20 protein-coding genes are annotated in these 18785 nt (G+C 67.7%); 10 read left to right on the top strand and 10 right to left on the bottom strand.

Annotated elements, in window-relative coordinates; translation table 11 throughout:
- Positions 1 to 171 precede the first annotated feature (171 nt).
- Positions 172 to 651, top strand: a complete 480-nt coding sequence (locus tag LAJ50_RS07645) for a low molecular weight protein-tyrosine-phosphatase (protein ID WP_138652707.1) — start codon at positions 172 to 174, stop codon at positions 649 to 651.
- Position 652: 1 nt separating this feature from the next.
- On the opposite strand, the gene LAJ50_RS07640 is transcribed toward LAJ50_RS07645, so the two are convergent.
- Together LAJ50_RS07640 and mqo are read right to left on the bottom strand one after the other, a co-directional pair.
- A complete protein-coding gene (locus tag LAJ50_RS07640) occupies positions 653 to 1273 on the bottom strand; it encodes a hypothetical protein (protein ID WP_138652705.1) in 621 nt (206 codons plus the stop codon).
- A 124-nt stretch (positions 1274 to 1397) separates the two neighbouring features.
- Positions 1398 to 3107 carry a malate dehydrogenase (quinone) gene (gene mqo, locus LAJ50_RS07635; RefSeq protein ID WP_130551830.1) on the bottom strand — a complete coding sequence of 570 codons (1710 nt, stop codon included), beginning with the start codon at positions 3105 to 3107 and terminating at the stop codon, positions 1398 to 1400.
- A gap of 292 nt (positions 3108 to 3399) precedes the next feature.
- On the opposite strand from mqo, the gene LAJ50_RS07630 reads away from it, so the two are divergent.
- The 4 genes from LAJ50_RS07630 (at position 3400) to LAJ50_RS07615 (ending at position 5817) form a co-directional block, all read left to right on the top strand.
- A complete protein-coding gene (locus LAJ50_RS07630; RefSeq protein ID WP_165394473.1) occupies positions 3400 to 3570 on the top strand; it encodes a hypothetical protein in 171 nt (56 codons plus the stop codon).
- A gap of 398 nt (positions 3571 to 3968) precedes the next feature.
- A complete protein-coding gene (locus tag LAJ50_RS07625; RefSeq protein WP_224096513.1) occupies positions 3969 to 4604 on the top strand; it encodes a hypothetical protein in 636 nt (211 codons plus the stop codon).
- A gap of 101 nt (positions 4605 to 4705) precedes the next feature.
- A complete protein-coding gene (locus LAJ50_RS07620) occupies positions 4706 to 5410 on the top strand; it encodes a DUF4386 domain-containing protein (RefSeq protein WP_224096512.1) in 705 nt (234 codons plus the stop codon).
- A complete protein-coding gene (locus LAJ50_RS07615; protein ID WP_130551827.1) occupies positions 5407 to 5817 on the top strand; it encodes a DUF6326 family protein in 411 nt (136 codons plus the stop codon). Before LAJ50_RS07620 ends, LAJ50_RS07615 begins: the two co-directional genes overlap by 4 nt.
- A 68-nt stretch (positions 5818 to 5885) precedes the next feature.
- Here LAJ50_RS07615 and LAJ50_RS07610 read toward each other — a convergent pair whose 3' ends face one another.
- Together LAJ50_RS07610 and LAJ50_RS07605 are read right to left on the bottom strand one after the other, a co-directional pair.
- Positions 5886 to 7817: a M1 family metallopeptidase gene (locus LAJ50_RS07610; protein ID WP_224096555.1), complete on the bottom strand. Its 1932-nt coding sequence runs from the start codon at positions 7815 to 7817 to the stop codon at positions 5886 to 5888.
- 168 nt (positions 7818 to 7985) lie between these two features.
- Positions 7986 to 8438 (bottom strand): CopD family protein, encoded by a 453-nt coding sequence (locus tag LAJ50_RS07605; protein WP_130551825.1) that lies wholly within the window; start codon positions 8436 to 8438, stop codon positions 7986 to 7988.
- A gap of 72 nt (positions 8439 to 8510) precedes the next feature.
- On the opposite strand from LAJ50_RS07605, the gene LAJ50_RS07600 reads away from it, so the two are divergent.
- Together LAJ50_RS07600 and phaZ are read left to right on the top strand one after the other, a co-directional pair.
- The gene (locus tag LAJ50_RS07600; protein ID WP_138654180.1) at positions 8511 to 9104 is read left to right on the top strand and encodes a class I SAM-dependent methyltransferase; all 594 of its coding nucleotides are present in this window, start codon (positions 8511 to 8513) and stop codon (positions 9102 to 9104) included.
- A 91-nt stretch (positions 9105 to 9195) separates the two neighbouring features.
- Entirely contained in the window at positions 9196 to 10437 is a 1242-nt protein-coding gene (phaZ, locus tag LAJ50_RS07595; protein WP_138654178.1) for a polyhydroxyalkanoate depolymerase, read from the top strand.
- Positions 10438 to 10497: 60 nt separating this feature from the next.
- Here phaZ and LAJ50_RS07590 read toward each other — a convergent pair whose 3' ends face one another.
- From LAJ50_RS07590 to LAJ50_RS07580, 3 genes are all read right to left on the bottom strand, one after another.
- Entirely contained in the window at positions 10498 to 11133 is a 636-nt protein-coding gene (locus LAJ50_RS07590) for a DUF2306 domain-containing protein (RefSeq protein WP_171044641.1), read from the bottom strand.
- Positions 11134 to 11283: 150 nt separating this feature from the next.
- Positions 11284 to 12186, bottom strand: a complete 903-nt coding sequence (locus LAJ50_RS07585) for a sensor domain-containing protein (RefSeq protein ID WP_138654170.1) — start codon at positions 12184 to 12186, stop codon at positions 11284 to 11286.
- Positions 12183 to 12548, bottom strand: a complete 366-nt coding sequence (locus LAJ50_RS07580; protein WP_130551821.1) for a PadR family transcriptional regulator — start codon at positions 12546 to 12548, stop codon at positions 12183 to 12185. The genes LAJ50_RS07585 and LAJ50_RS07580 overlap by 4 nt, the downstream gene beginning before the upstream one ends.
- 183 nt (positions 12549 to 12731) lie before the next feature.
- Between LAJ50_RS07580 and LAJ50_RS07575 the strand changes: the two genes are divergently transcribed.
- Entirely contained in the window at positions 12732 to 13772 is a 1041-nt protein-coding gene (locus LAJ50_RS07575) for a magnesium and cobalt transport protein CorA (protein WP_138654168.1), read from the top strand.
- An 81-nt stretch (positions 13773 to 13853) separates the two neighbouring features.
- Here LAJ50_RS07575 and LAJ50_RS07570 read toward each other — a convergent pair whose 3' ends face one another.
- The 3 genes from LAJ50_RS07570 to LAJ50_RS07560 are packed head-to-tail and all read right to left on the bottom strand — an operon-like array spanning position 13854 to position 15797.
- The gene (locus LAJ50_RS07570; protein WP_130551819.1) at positions 13854 to 14240 is read right to left on the bottom strand and encodes a hypothetical protein; all 387 of its coding nucleotides are present in this window, start codon (positions 14238 to 14240) and stop codon (positions 13854 to 13856) included.
- The gene (locus LAJ50_RS07565) at positions 14230 to 14925 is read right to left on the bottom strand and encodes a hypothetical protein (RefSeq protein WP_138654166.1); all 696 of its coding nucleotides are present in this window, start codon (positions 14923 to 14925) and stop codon (positions 14230 to 14232) included. The genes LAJ50_RS07570 and LAJ50_RS07565 overlap by 11 nt, the downstream gene beginning before the upstream one ends.
- Entirely contained in the window at positions 14925 to 15797 is an 873-nt protein-coding gene (locus LAJ50_RS07560; protein WP_171044640.1) for a transglutaminase family protein, read from the bottom strand. The genes LAJ50_RS07565 and LAJ50_RS07560 overlap by 1 nt, the downstream gene beginning before the upstream one ends.
- A 564-nt stretch (positions 15798 to 16361) precedes the next feature.
- Between LAJ50_RS07560 and LAJ50_RS07555 the strand changes: the two genes are divergently transcribed.
- Both LAJ50_RS07555 and LAJ50_RS07550 read left to right on the top strand, forming a co-directional pair.
- A complete protein-coding gene (locus LAJ50_RS07555; protein WP_138654162.1) occupies positions 16362 to 18434 on the top strand; it encodes a carbon starvation CstA family protein in 2073 nt (690 codons plus the stop codon).
- On the top strand, positions 18434 to 18658 hold the full coding sequence (locus tag LAJ50_RS07550) for a CstA-like transporter-associated (seleno)protein (protein ID WP_130521058.1): 225 nt from the start codon (positions 18434 to 18436) through the stop codon (positions 18656 to 18658). The genes LAJ50_RS07555 and LAJ50_RS07550 overlap by 1 nt, the downstream gene beginning before the upstream one ends.
- Positions 18659 to 18785 lie beyond the last annotated feature (127 nt).

Below are 18785 nucleotides of genomic sequence, written 5' to 3'. Positions count from 1 at the left end.
CTCCCTCCCCGGCTCTCCCCTAAGCCTGCGGCCAAAGGGAGTAAGCCAAGCGCCAGGACCCCGCACATGGTCGGCGACCCGCGCTCGCATCGCAGAGTTCAGCGCACGCCCGGACCGCAAACTCCATCGCACGCTCTAGGATGGCGTCCCGTTCCCCAGCGATCCATCGCCATGTCCCAGACCACCCCCTCGGTGCTGTTCGTCTGCACCGGCAACATCTGCCGCTCGCCGACCGCGCAGGCCCTGCTGCTGCGCAAGGCGGCCGCGCAGGGCATCGAGGTGGACACGGACAGCGCTGCGGTCACCGACGAGGAAGTCGGCAATCCGCCCGACCGCCGCGCCCTGCAGGAGCTGCAGCGCCGGGGAGTGCCCATGCCGCCGCACCGGGCACGCCTGATCGAGGCGCGCGACTACCGCCACTTCGATCTGATCCTGGGCATGACCGCCCAGCATGTCCGCGCCATCGAGCGCGTGGCGCCGGCCGATGGCCGCGCCCGGATCGGCCTGCTGATGGAGTACGCGCCAGGCCAGCACGCGGTCGACGTGCCCGATCCCTGGTACGGCGGCCCGCAGGATTTCGTGAAGGCCTTCGACATGATCGAGGCCGGCGTGGACGGCCTGCTGCGCAGCTGGGCGCTGGCGCGCGAGTGAGTCAGTGCAGGACGCCGCCGGCCGGAGGCAGCGGCGTGGCCGATTGCAGGCGCGCCTCCAGCGATTCGACCTCTTCCAGCCGCTCGCTCAGCTGCCGCTCGTCCAGCGCCCCTTCCTCGTGCAGCCAGCGCAGCCTTCCGCGCAGGTGGTCGGGGGTGTCGCCAGCGCGCACGACGCCGTACTCGCGGCGCAGGTAGTCGGCGCGCCGCCGGAAGAGCTCTTCCACGATGCGTTTGCCGTCGGCGTTATCGATCACCAGCAGATTGCCCTGCTCGCTGGGAAAGATCAGAAACCGCGTGACCCGCAGCCAGTAAATGGACAGGCAGATCACGCCGATCGGCACCCAGATGGACATGTCCAGCCTGCCGAACTTGGACCAATCCAGGGTCGTGAGCACCAGGCCCAGCAGCAGCCAGAGCGCCCCGGCGTTGCGGAACCAGGTGCTGCGCTCCTCCAGCGACTGCATCTCGCGGGAGATCTGGTCGTAGCGGACCGAGAATTCCCGCCGTCCCGAGCCGTCGGCGATGGCGTAGCGCAGCTTGTCGTCCTCGAAGACGTAGCGGATGCGGTTCGAATTTCGCTTCTGTGCAATCTCCATTCCCCAAGCCTCTTCCTTGTCCAATCACGGCCGCACTCTAACCGAGACCGGGGGGCCAGCACATCGGCGCGGGCGCGCGCAGACGAAAACGCCCGCGGCCAGGCCGCGGGCGTTTCGGTGCGATCCAGCGATCGTCCAGCGTGAGGCGCTACAGCGCCTGCATCGCCTTGTTGGTCTTGTCCTCGGACTTGACCGGCACTTCCGGCTGCGACTGCACCGCCGGCTCGGCGGCCGGTGCCGGCTGCAGACCGGCGGTGTCCGGCACCTCGATGTAGGGCAGGTGCAGGGTGTCGCTGGTCATGCGGCGGATGCGGTTGGTCAGCGCCGCGCTCTTGTTGAGCTCCTGGCCGTAGCTGGGGACGATCTGCTCCAGCTTCTGCTTCCAGCCGGCTTCCATCTGCCTGGGGAAGGCCTGGGCCAGCAGCTTGAGCATGATCGGCGGCGAGGTCGACGCGCCCGGCGAGGCACCCAGCAGCGCAGCGATCGTGTCGTCCTGGTCGGTGACGATCTCGGTGCCGAACTGCAGGCTGGTCTTGCCGGTGGCCGGGTCGCGCTTGATCACCTGCACGCGCTGGCCGGCGGTGACCAGCTTCCAGTCCTCGCGCTTGGCGTTGGGGTAGTACTTGACCAGTTCGGCCTGGCGATCGGCATCGGTCAGTTCGGCCTGCTGCAGCAGGTACTTGACCAGGTCCAGGTTCTCCTCGCCCACCTTGAGCATGCCCGCCACGTTGTGCTGGTTGACCGAGGAGTACAGGTCCCACTGCGAACCGGCCTTGAGGAACTTGGTGCTGTACAGCGCGAACGGCCCGAACAGCACCACCGGCTTGCCGTCCAGCTTGCGCGCGTCGATATGCGGCACCGACATCGGCGGCGAACCGGTGTCGGCCATGCCGTAGACCTTGACGTCGTGGCGGCCGGCGATGGCCGGTGACTGGAACGCCAGGAACTGGCCGCCGACCGGGAAGCCGGCGTAGTTCTTCGCCTCGGGGATGCCCGACATCTGCAGCAGCTTCAGCGCCGCGCCGCCGGCGCCGATGAAGACGAAGCGGGAGCGCACCGTGCGCAGCTGGTCGGACTTCAGGTCGCGCACGGTGACGTTCCAGGTCTTGTCCTGGTTCTGGTGCAGGCCCTGCACCTCGTGCTGGAGGTTGAGGTGGAAGTGCGGGTTCTTCTGCAGCGCGGCGGTGAGCTGGTTGGTGATCACCCCGAAGTTCACGTCGGTGCCCAGCGGCATGTAGGTGGCGGCGACCTTCTGCGCCGGGTCGCGGCCTTCCATCACCAGCGGCGCCCAGGCCTTGATCTGGGCCGGGTCGGTCGAGAACTGCATGCCGTAGAACAGCGGGTTCTTGACCAGCGCGTCGTGGCGCTTGCGCAGGTACTCGATGCGGTCATTACCCCAGACGAAGCTCATGTGCGGCGTGGGATTGATGAAGTCCGAAGGTGTGCCCAGGCGGCCTTCGCGCACCTGGTGCGACCAGAACTGGCGCGAGACCTCGAACTGCTCGGCGACGCCCACCGCGCGCTTGGTCTCGATCGAGCCGTCGGGCAGCTCGGGCGTGTAGTTGAGCTCGGCGAACGCCGAGTGCCCGGTGCCGGCGTTGTTCCAGCCGTTGGAGCTCTCCAGCGCCACGCCATCCAGGCGCTCGAACAGCTGCACGTTCCAGTCCGGCTGCAACTCCTGCAGATAGGTGGCCAGGGTGACGCTCATGATGCCGCCACCGACCAGGACCACATCGACCGACTGGTCGTTGTCCGGTTTGGGGCCGGCCACGTTCTTGATCGGCCAGAACAGGAAGACGAGGCCGACCACCAGCAACAGCAGGATGGCGCCCAGAAGGACCTTGAGGAACTTTTTCATGACGGTGGGGATCGTCAGAAGACGATTTCTCGGCAGAGGGGGAGGAAAGATGGCGCAGGAACGTCAGGCACGAGGCAGTCCTGCAGCCGCCCGGACATCAAACCACAGCGCCCAGGACGATACTGCGTCAAGGCGCGTTCCTGTCCCGTTGGGTGGGATGCGCCCCGAACTTGATCCCCTCTTACGCCGTGGCCGGTGGGCTCGGCGTGGTTTCGATGCCTGCGACGCGGTGCCCTTCACGGACGGCTGACAACCACGCTGGCATTGATGCAGCACGTTCCACGAGATGCTTATGACGACACTGCGTAGTTCCAAGGCCATGCCGCCGGATATCGAATTCTCCCGCCCGCGCGAGGACAAACGCGCCGCGCAACGCCAATTGCAGGACCGCCTGGACGCCTTCGAACGCGCCGGCGGCCGGGTCGAAAAACTCGGCAACACCCCGCTGCGCAAACGCGGCTGACGACCCAAGCCGCGCATCACCCGAGCGCTTCTTTCCCGATCTTTCCGCGTGGGAGCCGCCATGGCGGCGATGGGCGCTCCCGGTGAAGCCTCATCGCCGCCGTGGCGGCTCCCACCTGTTTCAGCGCCCGCCTGGGCGAACTCGACGGACTGCTCGTATCGCGCGTAGCAGCGCCCGGCGAACGCATCGCACATCCAGAACCCGTCAGGGCACTGCGTGGGTTCTTCCATGTGCAGCCAGCCGATGGCGATCGATCGCCCATCAGCAGCACTGCCGCGACATCACCCGATCTCCAGCCTCGTCCGCTCAGCCAGCAGCATGCCGCCATCGCCTAGAATGCGCGCCCCGCCGGCGTCTGCGCCGTTCCCTCGACGCTCGCCGTCCGCCTGAAGTCCTCGATGAACCAGCTCGCCCATTGCGTCCTCCACTACGCGCGCAGCCTGTGGGAGAGCCAGCAGTTGCTGCCGCCGAATGACGCACTGGATGCGCAGGCCTCGCCGCATGCCCGTGCCAGCCTCTACCTGGCCAGCCTGGCCGACTCGGTCGCCGGCTTGCCCGAAGCCCAGCGCGTGGACCTGGCGCGCGCCGCCCGGCGCGGCTGGCCGCTGCGGGTCGCCGGCACCGTGGAAGACGCGCCCGATCCGGTGCGGGTGGCGCTGATGTCCGGCCGCGCGCCGACGCCGCTGCACGCGCTGCCGGCCGGGCTGACGCCGTGGCGCGACGCCTCGCTGGCCGCCATCGCGCTGCGCAGCCTGCGCTACGCGCTGGAGCTGGCCGCGCTGCTGCCCGACCCGACCTCGCAGCCCTTCGCCGACGACGCCTCGCCGCTGCTGCTCACCGCCGCGGCGGCGGTGGACGAACAACAGGCGCTGCTCTGGGACGCGATCGAACGGGTCGGCGCCGATGAAGCCGCGCAGCTGGCCGCCGCCGCGCGCGCCATGCTCGAGACCGCCGCGTCCGGCGATCAGGAGGCGGAACTGCTGGCCTATTTCGCCAGCGGCATGTTCGCCCAGCGCGTGTCCGCCCACCGCTGAAGGCGCCGCGCCGCGCGACGCATGACTTCCGGCAGTCACCGGGCGCGAGCTTGGCCTGTACGGTGCGCCCACCTTCAAAATGCGCAGGCATGGGACCGCCGGTGAGGACGCAACGCTCGATCGCGCGATGGACCGGGGCGGTCTACCTGGTCATGGTGCTCACCGGCATGTTCAGCCTGGCCTACGTGCCGGGCCAGCTGCGCGCGGTGGGCGATCCGGCGGGCATGCTCGACCACATCCTGGCGCGGCAGCGGCTGTTCGAGGCCGGCATCGCGTCCTTCGTGCTGGAGCAGCTGGCCTTCCTGGCGCTGCCGTTCCTGCTCCATCGCCTGCTGCGCGAAGGACAGCGCACCCTGGCCGCCGCCATGGTGGTGCTGGCGGTCATCGCGGTCCCCATCGCACTGGTCGCCGCCGCCCACCGGCTGGATGCGCTGGCCGTCCTGACCGATCCGGGCTTCGACGCGGTCTCGAGCAATCTGCGTGAGGCGATGGCGCTGCAGTCGATGATGGCCTACCGCCACGCGATCTTCCTGACGACCCTGTTCTGGGGCCTGTGGCTGTTGCCCCTGGGCGTCCTGGTCTACCGCTCGCGCCGGCTGCCGCGCGTGCTCGGCGCCGCGCTGGTGCTGGGCGGCCTTGGCTATGTATGCAACGTGTTCGGCGAACTGCTGCTGCCGGGGTACGACCAGAGCGCCGTGTCGAACTACGCGACGCTGCCGGCCGCCTTCGGCGAGATCGGCCTGTGCCTGTGGCTGCTGCTGTTCGGCATGCGCGCGACCGCCTCCCCCCGCGAGACCACCGAATGAGCCGTCCGCTGCAAGACGCCCCTGTGCCCGTGCGCCAGCGCCTGTCGGCGGCCTGGGGCGCGCTGATGTTCTGCTATCTGTATGGCGACTACTTCGGCCTGTACACCCCGGGCAAGCTCAAGGGCATGCTCGCCGGTGAAGGCCCGCTCGGCGCGTACAGCGAGGGCTCGCTGGTCGGCGTCTCGCTGATGATGGCGGTACCCGCCCTGATGGTGCTCGGCGCGCTGCTGCTGCCGGCGCGCCTGTGCCGCTGGCTCAACGTGCTGCTGGGCATGGCCTATACCGCGATCATGCTGCTCACCCTGCCCGGCGCGCGACCGTATTACCTGGTCCTGGGCGCGATCGAGATCGTCCTGTCGCTGAGCATCGCCGTCATCGCCCTGCGCTGGCCGCGCGCGAGGGCCTGATCCGGAACACGTCGCGGGCCGGCGCAGGTATCGCCTGCGCCGGCCCGCGATGCTGCCCGTCAACGGCTTCAGGCGCCGGGAACGGCGCTGTTGTTGGCGCGGTCGGCGTCGGGCAGCACGTGGTCCGGGTCGATGGTCACCTTCGACACCGGCTTGCGCGTGGCCAGCAGCAGCTGCGGCGCGGCGCGCTGGATCCAGGTCTCCACCGGCACGCGCCGGTCCTCGTGCGTGCCATCGGCGTAGTCGATGCGCAGCGTCGCCGGCATCACCAGCTTCTGCCGGTTCTCCAGGGTCACCGTCAGGCCCTTGGCCGCATCGCCGTCGACGTACCTGGCCGCGCTGATGCCCAGGTCCAGCTGCCAGTTGTTGAAGTACCAGCCGCGCCACCACCACGACAGGTCCTCGCCCGCCTCGCTCTCCATGAAACGGAAGAAGTCCGACGGCGTGGGGTGCTTGTAGGCCCAGGTGGCGATGTACTTGCGGAACGCCGGATCGAAGCGCGCCGGTCCCAGGATCTGCTCGCGCAGCAGCACCAGGCCCAGCGCGCCCTTGAAGTAGGTCACCGGATGGCGGTACTTCTCGCTGGTCGCATCGGCCAGGTCCATCAGCGTGGGCGCGTCCTTGTCGGCCAGCACCGGCAGGATCTCATCGACCGGGTTGCCGCCCTTGGGCGCGTATTCGCCGTCGCGCTTGGGCGCATACTCGCCGTGGTTGAAGGCGTCGGAGGCGTAGACGTCGATGAAGGTGTTGAAGCCTTCGTCCATGAACGCATGGCGACGCTCGTTAGAGCCGACGATCATCGGGAACCAGCCGTGGCCCAGCTCGTGGGCGGTGATCCAGAACAGCTTGTCGTCCTTGTCCTCGTAGCCGTCGAACACGATGCCCGGATACTCCATGCCCGCGCCGTGGCCGCCCAGGTTGACCGCCACCGGCCACGGATAGGCGTACCACTTGTCCGAGAAGTGCTCGATGGCGCCCTTGACGTATTCGGTCGAACGCACCCAGTTGGCCGCGCCTTCCACCGGGTAGACCGACATGGCCAGCGCCTGCCTGCCCGCCGGCAGGTTGATGCGCGCGGCATCCCAGACGAACGCCGGCGAGGCGGCGAAGGCCACGTCGCGGGTGTGGTCCATGTGGAAGCGCCAGGTCCGGGTGCCGCTGCGCACGGGCCGGCTGGCCGGATCGGTGACTTCCTCCGGGGTGCGGATCATCACCGTCTTGTCGCTGGCCTGCGCCTGCTTGAGCCGCGCGCGCTGGGTAGCGGTGAGGACCTCATCGCCATTGGTCAGCGCGCCGGAGCCGGCGACGATGTAGTCCCACGGCACGGTCACCGCGTAATCGAAATCGCCGTACTCCAGGTAGAACTCCGAGCCCAGATAGGGCTGGGTATCCCAGCCGCGCACGTCGTCGTAGACGGCCATGCGCGGATACCACTGGGCGATCTCGAAGATGTCGCCGTTTTTGGTCGGGGTGACGGCGGTGCGCCCGCCCCATTCGCCCGGCACCACGTAGCGGTAGGCGATATGCAGCTTGAGCACGCCGGTCCTGGCGGCCAGGTCGCTCGGCAGGTCCACGCGCATGCGCGTGTCGTCGATCAGGTAGCGCACCGGCACGCGCTTGCCGCCCTGTTCGACCTCGACGCTGGCGATGGTCATGCCGTCGCTGCCGGGCGAGGTGCGCCCGGGGCGCGCGGTGCGGGTGCTGGCCGCGCGCGAGTCGGCCCGGTAGATGTTCTGGTCCAGCTGCAGCCACAGCACGTCCAGCGCGTCGGGGCTGTGGTTGCTGTAGGTGATGGTCGCCTCGCCGCTCAGCGTGTGGCTGGCCGGATCGATGCTGGCCTCGAGGGCGTAGTCGGCGCGGTTCTGCCAGAACAGCGGGCCGGGCTTGCCGGCGCCGCCGCGCACGGCCGTGGCCGGCGTCGGCAGCTGCAGCGGTGCGAAGGCCTCCAGTGGCCTGAAGCCGGCATCCTGCGCGGTGGGTTCGGCGGCCTGCGCGGCCATGCAGGCCAGCAGGGAGGACAGCAGGACCAGGGCATGCAGCCCACGGCGACGGGACGCGGTCATGGCGTGGCGGGATCCGGACAGACGAGGGGAGCCTCGAATCCTACCTTGCAACTCTGTCAGGTCATGGGCCATTGGTCCTGGGGAAGACCGGCGGCGGGTGGCGGCCTAGAACGGCTTGGCCAGCACCAGATAGACGATCACCACCAGCCCCAGCACCGGCAACTCGTTGAACCAGCGCAGCGCGCGCCCGGACGGCAGCGCGCCGCCGCGCGCCACGCGCTTGAGCCAGCGTCCGGACACCACGTAGTGCGCCAGCACCAGCACCACCAGCGCCAGCTTGGCATGCAGCCAGCCGCTGCCGGGACCGACCATGGTCGGGAAGTCCGGGATGACGCGGTACCCCAGCCACAGCACCAGGCCCAGCACCAGCGCGATGCCGAACATCATGTGCCCGAAGCGGTACAGCCGCCGCCCCATCAGCACCAGCCGCGCCTGCACTTCGGGCTGGCCCGCGCTCTCGGCCAGGTTGACCAGGATGCGCGGCAGGTAGAACACCGCCGCCATCCAGGCCACCACGAATACCAGATGGAAGGTCTTGACCCAGAAATAAGCCTGCATCGAATCGGCTCCGTGGCGCGCGCAGCTGCGAAGAGGCGATCATTGTCGCCCATCCCCTGCCAGGCCCGCATCTTGGACAAGCGCTACGACGCCGCCTATTTCCAGCACTGGTATCGCCGCGGTGACATCGGCGGCAGCGCAAGGTTGGCGCGCAAGGTCGCCTTGGCGGTGAGCTGCGCCGAATACTGGCTCGAACGTCCCATCCGCACCGTCCTGGACATCGGCTGCGGCGAAGGCGCCTGGCGCGCGCCGCTGCTCAGGCTGCGGCCCAGGGCGCAGTACCTGGGCTTCGACAGCAGCGACTACGCCGTGCGTCGCTTCGGCACGCGCCGCAATCTGCACCTGGCCGCCTTCGGCGATTTCCAGTGGCTGCGCCCGTGCGCGCCGGTGGACCTGCTGGTGTGTTCGGACGTGCTGCACTACCTGCCCGACGCCGAGCTGCGACGCGGCCTGCCCGGGCTGGCCGAGCTGTGCGGTGGGGTGGCGTTCCTGGAGACCTTCACCGCGGAGGACGCCTTCGAGGGCGATCACGTCGGCTTCCAGGCGCGCCCGGCGGCGTGGTATCGGCGCCAGTTCAGGCGCGTGGGACTGCGCGCGGCCGGCTCGCACTGCTGGCTCGGCCCATCCCTGGCCGGCGAGGCCGCCGCGCTGGAAACCGCGCCCTGAGCGCCGCCGCGGCCATTTCATGTGGCCGGACCGCCGTTGGGCTATCCTGCGCCGCGGCAACCGCCTGATCCAGCACGGTTTCGTACCTATGATGCTTTACCAGTGGCATGAGATGGGCCGGCAGTGGATGGCCCCGTGGGTCCACCTGGCCGACGCCAGTTCGCGCATTTTCTCCGATCCAAACAGCTGGCTCTCGACCCTTCCGGGCGCCGAGCGCATCTCGGCCTACAACGAGCTGATGCACCGGCTGGGCAAGGATTACGAGAAGCCGGCCTGGGACATCGGCGAGGTCGAGGTCGACGGCCACACCCTGCCGGTGATCGAGCAGGAGATCATCGCCAAGCCGTTTTGCCGGCTGCTGCGCTTCAAGCGCTTCACCGACGACCAGGCGGTGATCGCCGGGCTCAAGGCCCAGCCCGCCGTGCTGGTGGTCGCGCCGCTGTCCGGCCACCATGCCACGCTGCTGCGCGACACGGTGCGCACGCTGCTGCGCGACCACAAGGTCTATGTGACCGAGTGGATCGACGCGCGCCTGGTGCCGGCCGAGCAAGGCGGTTTCGGCCTGGAGGACTATGTCGCCTACATCCAGGACTTCATCCGCCACATCGGCGCCGACAAGCTGCACGTGATGAGCGTGTGCCAGCCCACGGTGCCGGTGCTGGCCGCTGTTTCGCTGATGGCCAGCGCGGGCGAGACCACGCCGCGCTCGCTGGTGATGATGGGCGGGCCGATCGACGCGCGCGTCAGCCCGACCCAGGTCAACGACCTGGCCACGCGCAACCCGCTGTCCTGGTTCGAACAGAACGTCATCCACACCGTGCCGGTGAACTACCCGGGCCACGGCCGCGCCGTGTATCCGGGCTTCCTGCAGCACGCCGGCTTCATCGCCATGAATCCCAGCCGCCACTTCCAGTCGCACTGGGACTTCTACGCCGACCTGGTGAAGGGCGACCTGGAGGACGCCGATGCGCACCGTCGCTTCTACGACGAGTACAACGCGGTGCTGGACATGCCGGCCGAGTTCTACCTGGACACCATCCGCGTGGTCTTTCAGGAGTTCCTGCTGCCGCGCGGGCTGTGGACGATCGACGGCGTCAAGGTCGATCCGTCAGCGATCACCGGCACCGCGCTGCTGAGCATCGAGGGCGAACTGGACGACATCGCCGGCCTCGGCCAGACCAAGGCCGCGCACGGGCTGTGCACCGGCATCCCCAAGACCCGCCGCAAGCACATCACCGTCGAGGGCGCCGGCCACTACGGCATCTTCAGCGGCCGCCGCTGGCGCGAGTCGGTCTATCCCGACGTCAAGGCGTTCATCGCCAGGTACAACTGAAGCGGCGAGGGAGTGGGGAGGAGCGAGGCGTGAGCAAACGCATCGCCGCCCCCTTACGCCTCACGTCTCCGCCCGCGCCTCTCGCATCGGTCGCCGATCGCGTGCCCGGTTGAACATCAGCTCGGCCACCAGCAGGTTCGGCATCCAGCACAGCCACGCGACCACGGGGTAGCAGATCTCGAACGGGATGCCGCTGGCGATCGACAGCGGCAGGTAGAGGCGCAGGGTCACGGCCGCGAAGGTCAGCGCGAAGTTGCGCACCATCCACCTGCGATGCGCCGCCACATCGCCCGCGCGGATGGCCCGGAACGCCCGCAGGCCCGTGTAAAGCCAGGCCAATGCCAGGCACGTGAATCCAAGCTTGGCCGTGAGCCCGCCGAAGGCGAGCGTGGCCATGTACAGGCCCGAGAGCCCGCCCAAGGCCACGCCGATGCCCAGGTACACGCGCCCCATCCAGCGATGCACCTGCCGATACCGCTGCCGGAGCCTGGAGGAGAACTGGAAGGGGCCGGTCAGCAGCGCAAGCGACGAAGCGAACACGTGGGTGTAGATGCCCACCTGGTGCGCATGAAACGTCAGCCGCATGTCGGGATGGACGCCCGTCCCCAGCGGCAGCAGGGCGTAGGCCAGGATCGCATAAGCGGCGACGGCCAAGGCTAGGAAATAGAGCGCGATCGTGCCGATCGTCTTGATCATGGTGATCCATCCTCTTGGATTCATTTCCCCGCCGGAAGCGCCGTTGCGTGCATGGCCATGCGGACATGCGCGCGTTTCTTGGACACACGAGCGAGTGCGCAGGAGCGAGGAGCGGCGGAGATGCGATGCCCTCACTCGCTTCTCGCTCCCCTACACCACCGGTGTATGCACCAGCAGATGCTTGGCGAGCCAGCCATGGAAGTGCCCGATTCCGCGCGCCACGTGCAGGCTGATGAACAGCAGCACCAGGCCGGCGAAGGCCACCAGCGGGATCGCCCAGGCATAGTTGATGGTCACCGGGACGCCGTCGACCCAGACCAGCGATTCGTTCCAGAAGTACAGCAGTGGCGAGGCCAGCATGCTCAGCGAGGTCGACAGCAGGACCGTGGCCAGGGTGAAGTACACGATGCCCAGCGGCAGCATCAGCAGCAGGTAGAGCATGGTGCTCCAGGTGCGGCCGTCGGTGAACATGTCGCCGATGCGCGACAGCCAGGGGCGGTCGCGGTTGGTGTACAGCGGACGGCGCGGCATGCGCTGGCCCAGCAGCGCTTCGACGATGCGCCCCTCAACCAGCGACAGCACCCGGATCGAACCGAAGAACAGCACCAGCAGCGGCAGTCCGATGATCAGGATCAGCGTGCCCAGCGAGATCGACACGCCGGTGACCAGCCAGGTGAAATAGAACGTGCCGGTGATCATCGACAGCAGCATGTAGAACAGCGCGCCATAGGTGCGCGGGTCGGCGGCCACGCCGAAGAAGCGTCCCACCCAGGAGCGGCGCGGCGGTGGCGGCGGCGGACGCAGCGCGCGGCTCACCGTGACCTCGGTCTGGCGGTAGATGTCGGCCACTTCCTCCGGTGCGCCGTAGCTGCCGGCGACCGAGGCGATCACCTCGGCCTCGCTCCTGCCGGGCTGCTCTGCCAGTTCGGCGCGCAGATATTCCTCGGCGTCGTAGAGCGCGTCCTGGATCATGGCCGGGTCGGCGCCCTTCAGCGCCGCGCGCAGCTGCTCCAGGTATTCGGGGATGGTGGTGGGCAAACCTTGTGCGTTCATGCGGTGGTCCCCCTCAGGACAAGATCGACGGAATCTCGGGTGGCGCGCCAGGCGGCGGCCCATTGCGCCAGGGTTTCGCGCCCGGGCTCGGTGATGCGGTAGTAGCGCCGCGGCGGCCCCGACGCGGACGGCTCGACATGGCTGTCCAGCAGGCCGGCGCCTTCCAGGTTGCGCAGCACCGGATACAGCGCACTCTGCTTGCCCGACAGCACGCCCTCGCCCAGCAGCTCCATGCGCTTGGCGATGAGGTAGCCGTACAGCGGCTCCTCGGCTTGGGCCAGGACCGCCAGCAGCGCCAGGGAGACGGTGCCGGCGCTGAGCTCCTTCTGGAACTTCTTCAGTTGGCTGTCGACATCGACCATCGGCCCGGACCCCGCTAGGTTGAACACCACACTAGTGCGAACTTAGGACTAGTGAATGTGCCGGTCGTCATGGGAGGAGGAACGAGGACGCAAGCGCGACCGTGGCTGGAACGATTGCCCGCCGTTCCTCGTTTCTCCGCTCCGTGTTGCCGCCTTCAGCCGCCCGGGCGCAGGATGCGCCGCATGACCCTGCTCCCTCGCACCGATCACCTGCCCCCCGTCCCGCAACCGCCCTCGGCTCCCGGCAATCCCACCTGCGTGATCACCTGCGCGGCCTACGATGGCCAGGGCAGGCGCACCAACCTCACCCTGGACGAGATCAGCGACGTGCTCGCCCGCGATGACGGGGCGTTCGTCTGGGTCGGCCTGTACGAACCCGAGCAGGCCGTGCTGCTGAAGCTGCAGGAGGAGTTCGGCCTGCATCCGCTGGCCATCGAGGACGCCGGCAAGGCGCACCAGCGGCCCAAGCTCGAGGCCTACGGGCAATCGCTGTTCCTGGCCATGCATACCGCCCAGGTCATCGACGAACGCATCCGCTACGGCGAGACCCAGGCATTCCTCGGCCAGCGCTACCTGATCACCGTGCGCCACGGCGCCTCGCTGTCCTACACCCCTGCGCGCGAGCGCATCGAGCGCGAGCCGGAGCTGCTCAAGCTGGGTCCGGCTTACTGCCTGTACACCGTGCTGGACTTCATCGTCGACAACTACCTGCCGATCATCGAGGAATCGCGCGACACGCTGTTCGCCCTGGAGCGCGACATCTTCTCCGAGACCTACCGCGGCGCGGTGGTGCGCCGGCTGTACGACCTCAAGCGCGAGCTGACCCTGATGCGCGTGGCGGTCGGGCCGCTGCAGGACGTCCTGGCCCAGCTGGTGCGTACCCAGAATCCGCTGGTGCCCGAGGAGATCCGGCTGTACATGCGCGACGTCCACGACCACGCGCTGCGGGTCAACGACGGCATCGACACCCTGCGCGAGATGCTCGGCACCGCGCTCAGCGTCAACCTCTCACTGGTGACGCTGGGCCAGGGCGAGACGGTCAAGCGCCTGGGCGCCTGGGCCGCGCTGCTGGCGGCGCCGACCCTGATGACCAGCTGGTACGGCATGAACTTCGAAGGCATGCCCGAGCTGCACGCGCGCTTCGGCTACTGGGTGCTGATCGGCGCGGTGGCGGTGACCTGCGGCGTGCTGTACGTGCTGTTCAAGCGGGCGCGGTGGCTGTAGGTTGAGCAGCTTGGCAAGCGAACCTGACCTCGTTGTCCGACCCCGTTGTCCGGTTGTCCGGACACCGTTGTTCGGACCGACTCAATGCGACCCGTGCAGATCGACCGGCACGGCCCCAAGTGGGCTGCCAACGAAATAGAACCGCCCGTCCTTGGGCGCGAGGAACATGACATAGGTTCGTCCCGGCACACAGCAATCGTTGCGCTGCTCGGAGATGGTGCCGTTCACGACCACCTCGATGTGGTCGCCGATCCTGGCGTCGCCCTTGAGGACGCCAGCCACCCGGACACGCACGCGATAGAACTTGTCGAACTCCTTGGCCGTTGCCGGCAGGCGCTCGACGGCGTCCACCACCGCGACCAGGTTCGCGTCCCGGACGCGGGTCTCGAGCGGCGGCTGGGGCCGTTCGACAGCGCCGGCATCGCCGAGGGTCAACGCCAGCAGCGCGACACCCCACTTACTCGACATGGCTGTCGTCCATCTTTCTGAGATCGGCATCCGGCAATTCGATGCGCACTTTGTTCTCGTTGCCTACAGCATTTCCCGTATCTGAGCCAACGGCGCCCGGGATGGCATGGCCGACCAGTTCGTGCATGAGGATGTCGGGAGGCGTCTCGGTCAAGGGCGCGCCGGTCGAGGTCTGGATGTCGCCGGTATAGCTCTGCCCGGTCACCACGACGTTCTGGTCGGACAACCCGGGACCACTCAATGCCTGGGTCAGTCCTCCGTTGACGGTCAGGGATTGGCCGGTGTGAACGTCGGTATAAGTGCTGCCGATCGCAATGTTGATGGTCTTGTCGGAGGCGATCGCCTGATTCAGACGACCGGCGTAGTAGGAAGAGAAACGCGACGTGTCGCCGTTGCTCTGTACCTGTTGTAACTGCCCCGACTGATTGAAGCGGTACATCCCGACGGCGAGGGCATTGACCAACTTCTCGATCCGCGAGCGGTCGGCGGGATTGCTCACCCGGATTTCCCGGCCATTCGGATCGGTGTAGCGGTACGGATTGCCGGCAGCGTAGTGGTAACGGTTGAGTGTCTGACTGTCCTTGGGGTCCGGCGGGGCCGGATCGGTCGAGACAAAGCGCGCCGACGCCTCACACACGAAGGCGCACAGCACAACCGCCAGCATCACTGGAATGGTCTTGGGCATCATTGGTTTCCTCGGGCTTTCTCGCGCTCGATGGATTGAAGATAGCGGGCATCCTGATCCTGCGTCGTTTCAGCCCAGCCCAGCGCGTGGGCCTTGGCAAACCATGCATGGTTCTCCCGCTGGAGGCGATGGAAGTCCGCCACCTCTGTGGGCGGAATCTCGGCGGCCCTTGGGTAGACGCGCTGGTAGCGGACCTGGATCTGCAGATAGATCGCGTTGGCCTTCCAGATCATCGCCACGGTGTCCCGGGGGTTGGCCGCCAGCGCCAGGTCGGCCACTTCCATCAGGGCATCGCCATCGCCTAGCCTCGCGTAATGCTCCATGAGAGTGCTGGCAATGACGCCCAGGCTTTCGTGCGGGTACAGCGGGCGCAGGTAGATGCCGTGGTCCAAGGCGGCCTGGCTGATTCCGGTATCGCGGATATAGCTATCGTCGCGCTTGTAGCCGCCGCCGGTCGCCTCGACGTTGATCCAGGCCTGTTGGATGTCGTCAGCAAACTTGGCCAGGACGTGCTTGGGTACCGTAGCCAATGTGATCGTCAGGCCGAGACGCCGACCGAGGATCGCGACGAGGATGGGCATGGACACGCAGTTGCCCTTGCGGGTCGCCAGGTAGACCGCCAGTCGCTTGTTGGCCGGATTCCTGCCCTGGGGGTCGTGCAGGTCGTAGCGAAAGGGCCGGCCATCGTTCCAGGGGCCGGGCTCGTACAGGGTCTTGAGCAAGGCATCAAGCGTCCGCCGGCCATCGGCGCCGGCGGGCACGTTGGCGCGGACGGCGTGCTCCCAGTGGTCAAGTTCCTGTCGGACGGCATTAACGTCGGTGGCGGGATCGATGATCTGGTCCACCACCAGCTTGGCGGTGGCGTAGTCCACCTGGTCATCGGGCTGGGCGAACTGAGCCCGGAGCTCAGCAAGGGGAGCACCCGCACACGCGGGGGACAAGGCGATGGCAAGCGACAAGCCGGCGAGGCAAGCGATCCAGCGGCGGCGAGCCGAGTTCCCCATGCGTCCTGCATCCGGCGAGGTAGGTCGATGCTAGTCCAGCCAGATGCAGGGTGTCCACTCCAGCACGATGGGACACACCTGTCGCTGCCGCCCCACGTCCTTATCTACAACGCCGTGCTTCCCAATGAACGGCTGACGGGGTCAATTTCACTTACTAAATTCACCCCTTCGAACCCGTCGTCAGGCAGCAGGCTGCGCTCCTCCCCCACCAGCGTGTCAAAGCCACTCCAAGGGATGCAGCAGACCACCTGATCGATCAACCAGCCATCGGCATCTTAGCGGCTGACGTCGACGTTGCTGGCCGGGCTGTCCGCAGTGGCTGCGGCGAGCGCATGTCAGACCAAAGTCGAACCCGCAACCAGCCCAATGGATGATTGACCCCCGCCGGGGCTTGTTGAACCCTGTCGGCCACATTACAGCCGGGGACATTTCATGAAGGGGTTATCCAAGGTCGCCTGGGCGCTGCTCGCGCTGCTGGGGGCGTTCTGTCTCGGAACGGTGGCGCTGCGGCGCGGGGAAACCGTCAATGCGTTGTGGATCGTGGTGGCGGCCGTCTCGCTGTATCTGGTCGCCTACCGCTACTACGCCTTGTTCATCGCCAACAAGGTGATGCGGCTGGACGCCACGCGGGCCACGCCGGCGGTACTGCGCAACGACGGCCTGGACTACGTGCCGACCAACAAGCACGTGCTGTTCGGCCACCACTTCGCCGCCATCGCCGGCGCCGGCCCGCTGGTCGGCCCGGTGCTGGCCGCACAGATGGGCTACCTGCCCGGCCTGCTGTGGCTGGTGCTGGGCGTGGTCTTCGCCGGCGCGGTGCAGGACTTCATGGTGCTGTTCATTTCCAGCCGGCGCGACGCGCGTTCGCTGGGCGATCTGGTGCGCGAGGAGATGGGCCAGATCCCCGGCACCATCGCCCTGTTCGGCGCCTTCCTGATCATGATCATCATCCTGGGCGTGCTGGCAATGGTGGTGGTCAACGCCCTGGCCGAGAGCCCGTGGGGCACCTTCACCGTGTTCGCCACCATGCCCATCGCGATCCTGATGGGCCTGTACATGCGCTACATCCGGCCGGGCAAGATCGGCGAGATCTCGGTCGTCGGCCTGGTGCTGCTGCTGGCCGCGATCTGGCTGGGCGGCAAGGTCGCCGCCGACCCGACCTGGGGCCCGGCGCTGACCTTCACCAAGGTGCAGATCACCTGGATGATGATCGGCTACGGCTTCGTGGCCTCGGTGCTGCCGGTGTGGCTGCTGCTGGCCCCGCGCGACTACCTGTCCACCTTCCTCAAGATCGGCACCATCATCGCGCTGGCCATCGGCATCCTGATCGTGATGCCCGACCTGAAGATGCCGGCGCTGACCGAGTACGCGCATACCGGCAAGGGCCCGGTGTGGACCGGCGGGCTGTTCCCGTTCCTGTTCATCACCATCGCCTGCGGCGCGGTGTCCGGCTTCCATGCGCTGATCTCCTCGGGCACCACACCCAAGCTGCTGGCCAATGAGGCGCACATGCCCTACATCGGCTACGGCGGCATGCTGATGGAGTCCTTCGTGGCGATCATGGCGCTGGTGGCGGCCTGCATCATCGACCCGGGCGTGTACTTCGCCATGAACGCGCCGCCGGCCGTGGTCGGCACCGACGTGGTGGCCGTGGCCGCCAAGGTCAGCGAGATGGGCTTCGTGATCACCCCCGACGTGCTCACCGCCACCGCCAAGGACATCGGCGAGACCACCATCCTCAACCGCGCCGGCGGCGCGCCGACGCTGGCGGTGGGCATCGCCCAGATCCTGCACGCCGTGCTGCCCACCGGCGACTCGATGGGCTTCTGGTACCACTTCGCGATCCTGTTCGAGGCGTTGTTCATCCTGACCGCGGTCGATGCGGGCACACGCTCGGGCCGCTTCATGCTGCAGGACCTGATCGGCAACTTCGTCCCGGCGATGAAGCGCACCGAGTCGTGGACGGCCAACATCATCGCCACCGGCGGCTGCGTGGCGCTGTGGGGCTATCTGCTGCACTCGGGCGTGACCGATCCGTTCGGCGGCATCAAGACGCTGTGGCCGCTGTTCGGCATCTCCAACCAGATGCTGGCCGGCATCGCGCTGCTGCTCGGCACGGTGGTGCTGTTCAAGCTCAAGCGCGATCGCTACGCCTGGGTCTGCGGCATCCCGGCGCTGTGGCTGCTGGCATGCACCACCACGGCCGGGCTGATCAAGCTGTTCGACAGCAATCCGGGCCAGGGCTTCCTGGCGCAGGCGCACAAGTTCCAGGACGCGATCGGCCGCGGCGAGGTGTTGGCGCCGGCCAAGTCGATGGCCGAGATGCACAAGGTGGTGGTCAACGCCTACGTCAACACCGCGCTGACCACGCTGTTCCTGCTGGTGGTGGCGATGGTGCTGGTGTATTCGGTCAAGGCGATCCTGGCCGCGCGCCGCAACCCCCAGCGCAGCGATCGGGAAACCGAGTACGTGGCGCTGACGCCGGCGCAGATGGCGGACCTGTGATGGGCACCGCGCTGGTTCCCGTCGGTCAGTACCAGGTGCACCGCCGCGTATGGCGGCGCCTGGTGCAGACCGCGCGGCTGTGCTGCGGCATCCCCGACTACGACAACTACGTGCGCCACGTGCTGGAGAAGCACCCGGACCGCACGCCGATGGACTACAAGACCTTCTTCCGCGAGCGCCAGGAAGCGCGCTTCGGCGGGGGGCGCGGCTTCCGCTGCTGCTGAACTGGAAAGGGCGGCCTCGAGGCCGCCCTTTTTTTTGGCTCATCTCTGGACGCAAGGATCTTGGCGCAGTGTGGATGGTGGCTTCGGAAGGGCGGCGGCCCGGCGTGCGGTGGCCGCTTGTCCCTTC

The organism is Pseudoxanthomonas sp. X-1, assembly GCF_020042665.1.
In the GTDB taxonomy this organism is placed as follows: Bacteria; Pseudomonadota; Gammaproteobacteria; order Xanthomonadales; family Xanthomonadaceae; genus Pseudoxanthomonas_A; species Pseudoxanthomonas_A spadix_A.
This window is presented reverse-complemented; position numbering and strand designations above follow the sequence as displayed.